The sequence below is a fragment of the Clostridium sp. DFI.1.208 genome (assembly GCF_024463855.1).
Taxonomy (GTDB): domain Bacteria; phylum Bacillota_I; class Bacilli_A; order Erysipelotrichales; family Erysipelotrichaceae; genus Clostridium_AQ.
In genome coordinates, this window is record NZ_JANGCA010000098.1 from 1 (window position 1) to 9,250 (window position 9,250).

At 43.5% G+C, this 9,250-nt stretch carries 14 protein-coding genes; all 14 read right to left on the bottom strand.

Annotated features, from left to right (window positions below):
- Positions 1 to 961 (bottom strand): hypothetical protein (locus NE665_RS22685; protein WP_256302649.1); only part of this gene is annotated, 961 nt, incomplete at its 3' end.
- Positions 962 to 1,359: 398 nt separating this feature from the next.
- On the bottom strand, positions 1,360 to 1,689 hold the full coding sequence (locus NE665_RS22690; protein WP_002610728.1) for a hypothetical protein: 330 nt from the start codon (positions 1,687 to 1,689) through the stop codon (positions 1,360 to 1,362).
- A gap of 61 nt (positions 1,690 to 1,750) precedes the next feature.
- Positions 1,751 to 2,284: a hypothetical protein gene (locus NE665_RS22695; protein WP_002610730.1), complete on the bottom strand. Its 534-nt coding sequence runs from the start codon at positions 2,282 to 2,284 to the stop codon at positions 1,751 to 1,753.
- 266 nt (positions 2,285 to 2,550) lie between these two features.
- Positions 2,551 to 3,063: a hypothetical protein gene (locus NE665_RS22700; RefSeq protein ID WP_002610732.1), complete on the bottom strand. Its 513-nt coding sequence runs from the start codon at positions 3,061 to 3,063 to the stop codon at positions 2,551 to 2,553.
- The gene (locus NE665_RS22705; protein WP_002610734.1) at positions 3,060 to 3,356 is read right to left on the bottom strand and encodes a hypothetical protein; all 297 of its coding nucleotides are present in this window, start codon (positions 3,354 to 3,356) and stop codon (positions 3,060 to 3,062) included. Before NE665_RS22705 ends, NE665_RS22700 begins: the two co-directional genes overlap by 4 nt.
- A 295-nt stretch (positions 3,357 to 3,651) precedes the next feature.
- A complete protein-coding gene (locus tag NE665_RS22710) occupies positions 3,652 to 3,810 on the bottom strand; it encodes a hypothetical protein (RefSeq protein WP_002610735.1) in 159 nt (52 codons plus the stop codon).
- 72 nt (positions 3,811 to 3,882) lie between these two features.
- On the bottom strand, positions 3,883 to 4,155 hold the full coding sequence (locus NE665_RS22715) for a hypothetical protein (RefSeq protein WP_002610737.1): 273 nt from the start codon (positions 4,153 to 4,155) through the stop codon (positions 3,883 to 3,885).
- On the bottom strand, positions 4,152 to 4,775 hold the full coding sequence (locus NE665_RS22720) for a hypothetical protein (RefSeq protein ID WP_256302650.1): 624 nt from the start codon (positions 4,773 to 4,775) through the stop codon (positions 4,152 to 4,154). Before NE665_RS22720 ends, NE665_RS22715 begins: the two co-directional genes overlap by 4 nt.
- A 385-nt stretch (positions 4,776 to 5,160) precedes the next feature.
- Positions 5,161 to 5,604: a hypothetical protein gene (locus NE665_RS22725; RefSeq protein ID WP_002610740.1), complete on the bottom strand. Its 444-nt coding sequence runs from the start codon at positions 5,602 to 5,604 to the stop codon at positions 5,161 to 5,163.
- Positions 5,605 to 5,871: 267 nt separating this feature from the next.
- On the bottom strand, positions 5,872 to 6,231 hold the full coding sequence (locus NE665_RS22730) for a hypothetical protein (RefSeq protein WP_002610743.1): 360 nt from the start codon (positions 6,229 to 6,231) through the stop codon (positions 5,872 to 5,874).
- A gap of 282 nt (positions 6,232 to 6,513) precedes the next feature.
- Positions 6,514 to 6,795 carry a hypothetical protein gene (locus tag NE665_RS22735; RefSeq protein ID WP_233108996.1) on the bottom strand — a complete coding sequence of 94 codons (282 nt, stop codon included), beginning with the start codon at positions 6,793 to 6,795 and terminating at the stop codon, positions 6,514 to 6,516.
- A 425-nt stretch (positions 6,796 to 7,220) separates the two neighbouring features.
- The gene (locus NE665_RS22740; protein WP_002610747.1) at positions 7,221 to 7,688 is read right to left on the bottom strand and encodes a hypothetical protein; all 468 of its coding nucleotides are present in this window, start codon (positions 7,686 to 7,688) and stop codon (positions 7,221 to 7,223) included.
- A 396-nt stretch (positions 7,689 to 8,084) separates the two neighbouring features.
- On the bottom strand, positions 8,085 to 8,564 hold the full coding sequence (locus tag NE665_RS22745) for a hypothetical protein (protein WP_008728860.1): 480 nt from the start codon (positions 8,562 to 8,564) through the stop codon (positions 8,085 to 8,087).
- Positions 8,565 to 8,590: 26 nt separating this feature from the next.
- Positions 8,591 to 8,968, bottom strand: a complete 378-nt coding sequence (locus NE665_RS22750) for a hypothetical protein (protein WP_002610751.1) — start codon at positions 8,966 to 8,968, stop codon at positions 8,591 to 8,593.
- Positions 8,969 to 9,250 lie beyond the last annotated feature (282 nt).

The window sequence follows — 9,250 nt, forward strand, 5'->3', positions numbered from 1 at the left end:
CTAAGACGTTTGCTCGCAGTTCTTCTTCTACCTTGAGGATATCCATCGCCTCTGTAGCTGTCATATCTGGGAATCTCTCTAACATGGCCTGGACATGCATGATCGTGCTTGTTAGCTTTTCTTCAGCACGTCCTTCGATTCTACCTTCTTCTTTGATACCTTGGCTCAGGTTACACATGATCTCGACCTCCTCTTCGATTTCCTTCGTCATGTTTATGCGGTAATCATTCTTTAATTTCTTCTTTTTCTCTTCTGCCGATAGCTTGGCTATGAACAACAGGTTCAACAATTCCAGGAATCCATGCTCATCATCGTCATAGTCATATTCTTTGGCAGGGTAGACCATGATGGCTTCCAATAGATCATAATCTTCCTTCGGTGCTCTATACTCGTTCATCATGCTGCTTTCCTGCATGCTGTATCGGTTGATCACGTTGTCCATGTCCTTTGGATGATGGAAACACAACCATATCGAGTATACTTTTTTCATATCTCCGAAATTAGAATGCTGGAATCCATCCGCTGCGTTCTTTTGTTTTCCTAAGATCCTGCTGCAGTAATAGATCGCTCTGCTCAATAACGGATATGACAGACGCGCTGTTTCATTCTGTGCCTCGAGATTTATGATGACACCGATCTCTTCTTTCTTCGTGTTTCCTGTATTTGGCAGTGTTGCCTCAAACAGGATGTCATACCGTATGACTGCAGAGGGGATAGACGCGTCTTCTACATTCTTTCCAACGATCCGATCATCCATCACTTCATCGATCCGTGGCTGTTTTTCTATGAAGCTTGGTATCTCATCTAAGGGGATATTTTGAAATTCTTTGATACAGTTCTTCAAGATATATGCTAATATCGACTTATTGCTCAACATATTCTTACAATAACTGTCGTATGCCTGCTGTTTGTTCTTTTCGTTTTGATCCAGCGTATTGGCAAGTGCTGTCTGCTCTTCCATTTCTTTACTCCTCTCTTTATTGTATACCATCTAAGAAAATTATACATTCGTAAGGCGTTTTCCGCAACCCTTTCAAAAGCACTCCTTCCTTTTTGATAACTACCTTACACTTTCTTCACACCGCACAAGGTGGAACAGTCAAGGAGCCATAGGCAGGGTGGAGATCTTCCGTCAGGAAGATACGACCCGCTCCTTGATTGAGTAACCATGTGCGGTATTCCATACCTACATGGCAACTTGCCATGTAGTCGTGTAACAGAAAGAGTGATCTTCCTGCTTGGAGTATCACCCTACAATATGGTGACCTAAACATATCAGGGAAGCTGCTGATAACATCATCATCGGCAGCTATCGATCAGCAAGGATCCTGATATCCGGTTTCTGTGAGTATGACAGCTCTACTCTATTCGCTCTTTCGGTCGTGTTGATTTTGGTAGTTTACATTTCTCTGCCTCCACATACTCCTGTAGATCATTTTCACAAGGCAGATATAGCTTTCCGTTTTCCATACAGCGGAACAGGTCACACTCCTTTTCCGGTGACACAGCATAGAAGTCCTCAGGAGAATAAGGATACTTGCTCTCATAACCATTGCCTGACTTACAAAAGCCGAGTTCTTTATCTCTCCGCTGCCTGCGTGAAATAACAAAGAAATCATCTTCTTCTCTGGTGAACTGCCTTTCCGGAATAAAATGATGACCGCCATATTCAAAAATCTCCTTATTCATCGTCACACCTCCAAGATTTGTTATGTTTGACATCTTGAACTATCACCTGTAGATGATATCCTTATATCCTTCTTTTTGATAGCTTTGCTTCTCTGTCACTGAATATCACTTCGATGTTCAATAGCTCATCATGCAATGCAAAGCAATAGTTGGCCGTGTGTCGTAGATATGCAAATTCAACGAGCATGCTTGCGTTGTATTTCCTACAGATATCTGCGTAATGATCATCTAACTCATAGAATGAGTATCCGGCTTCTCTCTTCATCTGTATCCTTGTTATACCGTACTGCACTTTATCGCAAAGGATCGCATATAGATCTCCGGCTTCATCGTTCAGAAACTCACGTAATGCCAAGGTCTGTAATCTCTTAGTCTGCATATTTGTCGTCTTACCTCGCTGGATGAGATCCTGTAAGAAATAATAGATATCTTCAGCATCGTTCAAAGGAACTGCCGAACAGATGTAGGATTCTTCACCTATTGAGAAGTGAGTCTTTTGTTGAAAATCTTCATCACTCACGATCAATCCTTCCGCAAGATATCTTGTATCTTGACCAAGCTGCTGATGATACGTCATGTAATATAATTTTTTCATTTTCCATCTCCTGTGGGGCTGCCACTTACCTTACACTTTCTTTACACCGCACGAGGTGGAGCAGTCAAGGAGCCGAAGGCAGGGTGGAGATCTTCCGTCAGGAAGATACGACCCGCTCCTTGACTGAGGAATCATGTGCGGTATTCCATACCTACATGGCAACTTGCCATGTAGTTGGCCGGCACCTGAGCCGGCAGAGCTATCCGGCATCTTTTTACTTGATCAACTGCTCGCCAGTATATAAAATACCCTAGAGGAGAGCTCCTCTAGGATATCATATCTTTGACCCTGGTCATGATTTCTCGAAAGACCTGGCTGTCTCTTTTCAGATGTCCTTTTACGTCTATGACCCTCGCGGTATTTATCCATTTGGAATCGTTTATGAATAAGACAGAACGTTTCTTCATCCTACCGACCTTTTCCAGGCGCATCAGATGTTTTTTGCCGTTTAGGGTATCCTTACTATAGGCTTGCGCATAAGCCCGTTCATTACCACTCATCGGCACGACATACGCTTTATTTTTACATAGGCTCAAAATGAGTCCGAAATGCTGGAAGCCTATCTCTTCGATGAATGCATTTCCGAAATCGATATAACAGATATCTCCTACACGGATATCGACACCTTTTTCCGTACAACTATGGTCATTGTGATGATTGTGATGGTTGAGCATTGATATATAGAGTGCTCGGAGATCATCACAGGCTTCAAGTTCTTTCTGCTGTAGTGTCAGTATATCGTCCATCAACTTTTTTCTATCTTCATTTATGGAGATCATATCCTATCTCTCACTTTCTTCAAGATGAAATCCTTGAATTCTTTTTCCGTTCCTACGAACAGCATCCATGACTCCGTATCACGGAAACGGTAACGGATATCACTTGTCCCTATGATCAGGACATAATCGACGACGCTATCTCCCTCAGGCGATAGTAAGAAGCCTGAGCCCTCTGTAGATTCGACCCAGTTCCAACCTTGTGAAAGGGTCTCGATATTCCTGATGTGGGATACCGTGCTGTTTCTGATTATAATGTTGTTGCTTCCGATGATCGTGTTCACTATATTTTTCATATTCTTCTCCTTGCGGGGTCACCGCTTACGATCGTAAGGATGGATACCTTACACTTTCTTCATACCGCTGGAGGTGGAGCAGTCAGGGAGCCGCAAGGCAGGGTGGAGATTTTCCGTTAGGAAAATACGACCCGCTCCTTGACTGAGGAGCCGGATGCGGTATTCCATAGCTACATGGCAAGTTGCCATGTAGAGGCGCAGCCAAAAGGGAAGCGCTGATATTGCAGGATCTGGAGCTATCTCATGGCATCGAGTTTTTTCGTCATTCTCCCTTAGTCGTGATGAGTCATCATACTTATTTTTTATCTTCCAGATGCTTGGTATTCAACCATTGTATCATTTCAATATACATGAGCCGCAGGTTTTTATATAATGTGATTTCCTTCTTGTACCGTTTGATACGCAATAATAAATAGATGATATACAGTATCTGTATCAGAATGAATAATTTCATATTATCTATATCCTTTCTCTCGACTATCTGGTACATGAGAAAACTACCTGGCAAGTTGCCAGGTAGTATAGGCTAATACCTCGTGATGTGATCTGCTATGAATTCATAGGACAGATGTACCTCACCGGATGCATCCTCACTCTCATGGGAGATGATCTGTCCTTTTGCCATCACGCTATCGCCAACCTCCAGAGGGCGGTTATCGAATACGTGCTCATAGGATATCGATATTTCATAGGACGCACCGTCACTGGAAGAGATATGCATATTGAGAAAGCTTCGCTGGGTTGCCGATATCCTTGTCCTGATATCCTTTATCCTTCCACTTATCATAAACAGTTTCATTTCGTGATCCCTCCTAAGTTTTCGATATTCCCACAGATATCGATAACGATATCTTTCGATGTATTTCTCAAATCTCTAAGCTTGGATATTTGTTTTTCAAATATGCTAAGGTCATCGACATGATATAAGATAGGGACTCTAAGGTGAAGCTCATGAAGCTCTAATAGATCACGATGACCTACCTTGATGATCTGATAATAATCGATTTTCAAAATATTTTTAATATAGTTATAGTTTTCAAAACGATCAGTAAGATCTAAGAAAAGATATAGATCCATCAAATTCATATGTTCACGGTAAGACCTTATATCATCGGAAGACATGGATCGTAATATATAGTCGATGATCGATCTTTCATAATCTTCTGTCCGATGACCATTGCAGGAAAAATATGCGATCCCCAGTTTTCTTGCAGCTTTCTCGTTTTCTTTAGAATATCGCATACTACATTCGATACATTCATGCAGTTCATCGTCCGTGATATGTTTGGTCCATGCATGTCCGTTCGTGCGTTCCTGCATTCTTATCAAATCAAAAAATACCTGTGTATCAGATGTATCTATTCCCAAAACTACGATGATATCCCCTGGAAATTCCTTAGCCACTTCCTGTACGGTCATTTCCATTCCTTCAATGATCAGGGTGATATCCGGATTGTTATGACGAAAAGATTTGATATAGCTTTTTATAAACTCTAAAAAAGCTGTGGAATATGTATCCTTCACCTCGGTCTTATTATCCTTTGCATATATATCCTGTATCCCACATGCATAAAACGCATGTCTTACTTCATCCATTGCTAAGATACTAAAAGCACCATATGACAATAATTTTTTAGCAATTGTACTCTTACCAGTCCTTGACTGAGGAACCGTAAGCGGTATTCCATAGCTACATGGCAACTTGCCATGTAGAGGCGCAGCCATAGTTAATATACTGATTCAAATGCCGGATATCAAAATGAGATAGAAAAATCGAGAGAGGTGTCTCTCCCGATTTCTTTGTTTAGACTAGGTCATCCAATGACAATCCATCATATGTATTTTCTTCCGCTTCTGCTTGAATAGGTGTATCTTTCTGTAAAGCATCATATTCATCCAGTAATGCTTTTACTTTCGGGTCTCTCTGATATTTTTTCAGTTTCTCCATATACTGTATCTCCTTGACTTTGAGTTCCACCTTTTTAAGGATGACATCTGCACTGATTTCCGCTTTCTTCTTTTTCAAATATCCCTCGATATCCATCTTCATGAGATAGGTACTGATTTCGAATGGCATGGAAATCGCCTCAAAATTCGTGAGTTTCCGAGAGATAGAAACAGTAATGAATCCGTGTTCCTTACTATCGATGACCAAAAGGTCAAATTCATTTAGGGCTTTTTCGGATGCTACATAGGCATCCTCATTATTCAAAACTACTAATTGTGACTGTACTTCATAATAATGCATATCTTTCCTCCTGTGCGGTTCTGCCGCTATCGACTGTAAGTGTAGCTACCTTACACTTTCTTCACACCGCTGGAGGTGGAGCAGTCAAGGAGCCATAGGCAGGGTGGAGATTTTCCGTAGGAAAATACGACCCGGTCATTGACTGATGGAGCCGTAAGCGGTATTCCATAGCTACATGGCAACTTGCCATGTAGAGGCGCAGTCAAAAAGGAAAGTGACAATGCTACAAAAAAGCTGCCCTGAGTATCATGCAGCTTGTTCTTTTATTCAGATGAAGGTATCTTCATATAGATATGCGTAATTGTATCCATCATATTTGATAGCCGGGATGTAGATGCCCTTCAATACCGTCAGTTTTTTCATCCCTTGGCTGTTGTTCTTTATGTAGCGAGATTTTTTTAAAGGCAACAGCCGTTTTCTACTATTATCGAGTTTGAATGATCTGGTAATCTCGTCGCGTTGTACGATATCGATGATTTCCGGATAGACTTCTTGCACGACGATATGCAAACTATCGCATACGGACATTACTTGTAAGCAGATAATGTCATCGTTGGATTTCGCAATGAATATATCTCCGATTTGGATACCATATCTACTTGTTACATCATTTTTATTTCTCTGCATACCATTCTCCTTGCGGGGCTACCGCTCTTACTATGTAAGTCAGTTACCTTACACTTTCTTCATACCGCCGTAGGTGGAGCAGTCAAGGAGCTGTAGGCAGGGTGGAGATTTTCCGTTAGGAAAATACGACCCGGTCCTTGACGGATGGAACCGTAGGAGGTATTCCATAGCTACCTGGCAACTTGCCAGGTAGGGGGCGCCATATTCTATCGAGACATGTCCTCTTCATCATCTGAAAGAGGACATATCCTGATGGAATGACTGAGGAGGCTGACAGCCTCCCTAATTATCAAGAAAAAAACTCATTTTTGAACTGTCTCCCATCATTCGATGATACTCAGCAAGCAGCTTTCCGAATTGTGCGACGGTCGGCTTCAAATCTTGTACGACCTTTTCATAGTCGATACCTATTTCTTTACAGAATTCTTCGGTTATCAGGATATTCCCTTGCCAGACCTTCCTTGAACCACTCGTTTCTGCATCGAGTGCGACGGCCAATAGTGGTGCGGTCATCCTTCCGATCTCACACAGCGTTTTATCGAATACCTCGATAAAGAGTGGCAACAGGATGTCCTAAAAGCAGAGCTTCCTCATAAGAGGGGGCGGATGTCTTGTCCTCATGCAAAAGCTTGATACGTTCGTCTAGATAGGATAGAAATTCATCGTGTGCTCTGACAAATGCCTTTTTGATGTCTCTTTCGTTAAAATGATACTAGCTTCCATTGTTTTCTCCTTTGCGGGGTCACCGCTCATCACATGTAAGGCGACTGACCTTACACTTCCTTCATACCGTGGAAGGCAGAGCGGTCAAGGAGCTGGAGGCAGGGTGGAGATTTTCCGTTAGGAAAATACGACCCGGTCCTTGATCGTGGAGCCGGAAACGGTATTCCATAGCTACCTGGCAATCTGCCAGGTAGGGGGATATCTCCTGTAGCTTTCGGCGTACGAAGTGCAAAACAGTGAGGGTCTCTCCTCACTGTTTCATCGAATCATGCCTGGAATCTTTTCTTATCTGCGTCTACGAAGGGTGCTTGCAGCTTTGAAGCATCGCCTAATCTTTTGTGGATACCATATAATGCATTGCCGAACGCTACTAATACATCGTTCATGTATTCTAGAAATCCCGTCATGTCTGTCCCCATCTTATCGAGAAATTCTTTTGATATCCCAAGGGATGGGTGCCAGACCTCTCCTCGTTCTTCCAATGCGATCGAGATGAGTGGATATATCTTATTTTCATAGTCTATCAATGCGCTTTTGAATGCATCCTCATATCGTGGCATCAGCTCCTTTATCCCTGTTACGGCAAGACAGACCGTCTCTTTCAATCGCTTTTGATGCGCATCCTCTTCCGGCATGAGATCGACGATATGCTCGATATTTCCTAAAAACCGAGTTCGTGCTTCCTTGCATACTTCTTTGATGCCTTCCTCTGTTAAGATAATTTCCTGCTTCATAGGTTCCTCCTGTGCGGTTCTGCCGCTATCGACTGTAAGTGTAGCTACCTTACACTTTCTTCACACCGCTATAGGTGGAGCAGTCAAGGAGCTGCAGGCAGGGTGGAGATCTTCCGTCAGGAAGATACGACCCGGTCCTTGACGGAGGAGCCGGAAGCGGTATTCCATAGCTGCCTGGCAACTTGCCATGTAGAAAGCCGTCACATGTGCCGCTGCACTTTTTATAGAAGATCGCTCACATGGCAACTTGCCATGTAGGGGCGCAGCCGGAGAGGAAAGAGAAAAAGCTGCCATTCCAGCAGCCTGTCTTCGTATGTCGTACCTCGTGTGTATCCGGCCATACCTCTTCGTTACATCGCGTCCGTTCTTATGTATACAGTTGAAGTGATATCCCCATCAAGCCTGATATCTACCATCGGGGATGTCAGAAGCCACAGCGTCCGCCTGGGGATCGTTTCCCATCATACTGTAATATTCTGTAAGTACCTTTTCAAATTCTAAGATTGTCGCTTCCATGTCCTGTGAGACCTTCTTATGTTCGACGCCGGCTCTCCTGCACAGCTCTTCGGCTATCATGAGGCCGATCCCCCAGGTCGTATCCACGCCGTCCATTTCTTCATAGAGTTCGACAGCTAATAATGGCGTTCTCGTCTTTACGTGCTCATGCAGTGCTGCCCGGAACATATCGAGGAATATCGGTAACAGGATGACCATGCCCTCTCTTCCTGCGATCATGTCCTCTTTATACTGCCCTGTGAGCTCCTGCTCATCCTCCAGCCGCTCGATGCTCTTGTCCAGATACGATAGAAAATCACTGCTTGCGGCTTCGAATGACTTCTCGATCTCATCTTCTTTCAATACGATATCAGCTTCCATTCTTTCTCCTTTCGCGGGGTCACCGCTCATCCTTCCTGTTTCTTCCGCTTGATCTCTTTATGATAGAGCTTCTTCAGTTTATAGAAGGTCGATCTCCCTATGTTGAGCTGCGCTGCCGCATCCACTGCCGTGATCGCATGTTGGGATTGCAGGACAGCCAGCTTCAGAAACTTATCACTGCAGGGGATCCCAGGACGCCCTATGCGGACGCCGTTCTTTTGTGCCTCTTTTATCCCCTTCATCATTTTTTTCTTATGATCGGCCTCATGTCGGATGATCGCTTCACACTCTTTCATCAACTGCCAAAACGGTTCCAGCATTTCTTTTTCTACTCCCATATCAGCGAGCTGTGTGCAATTATCCCTGGCCTTCTCCAATGCCTTCGATAATCCTTCCGTTTTCACTCATACCACCTCTTTTACATCACAAGGATAGCTTGGGCTTTTTCATATCCGCTACATATATCTTACACCAAAAGTCCCGTCGCATTCAATAGATATGGTACGGGCATCGTCTTGAATATATGAAGGGGATGGAACAGTGAGGGGCTGTCTCACTGTTCCGGTATATCCATCCCTATCTCATCGAGGAATTTGCGATATCTCACGTGATGATATCTATACATCTTCGCTCTCTTCCAATGTATCGACGGTAGGCGTAGCTGCCTGGCAGCTTGCCAGGTAAGC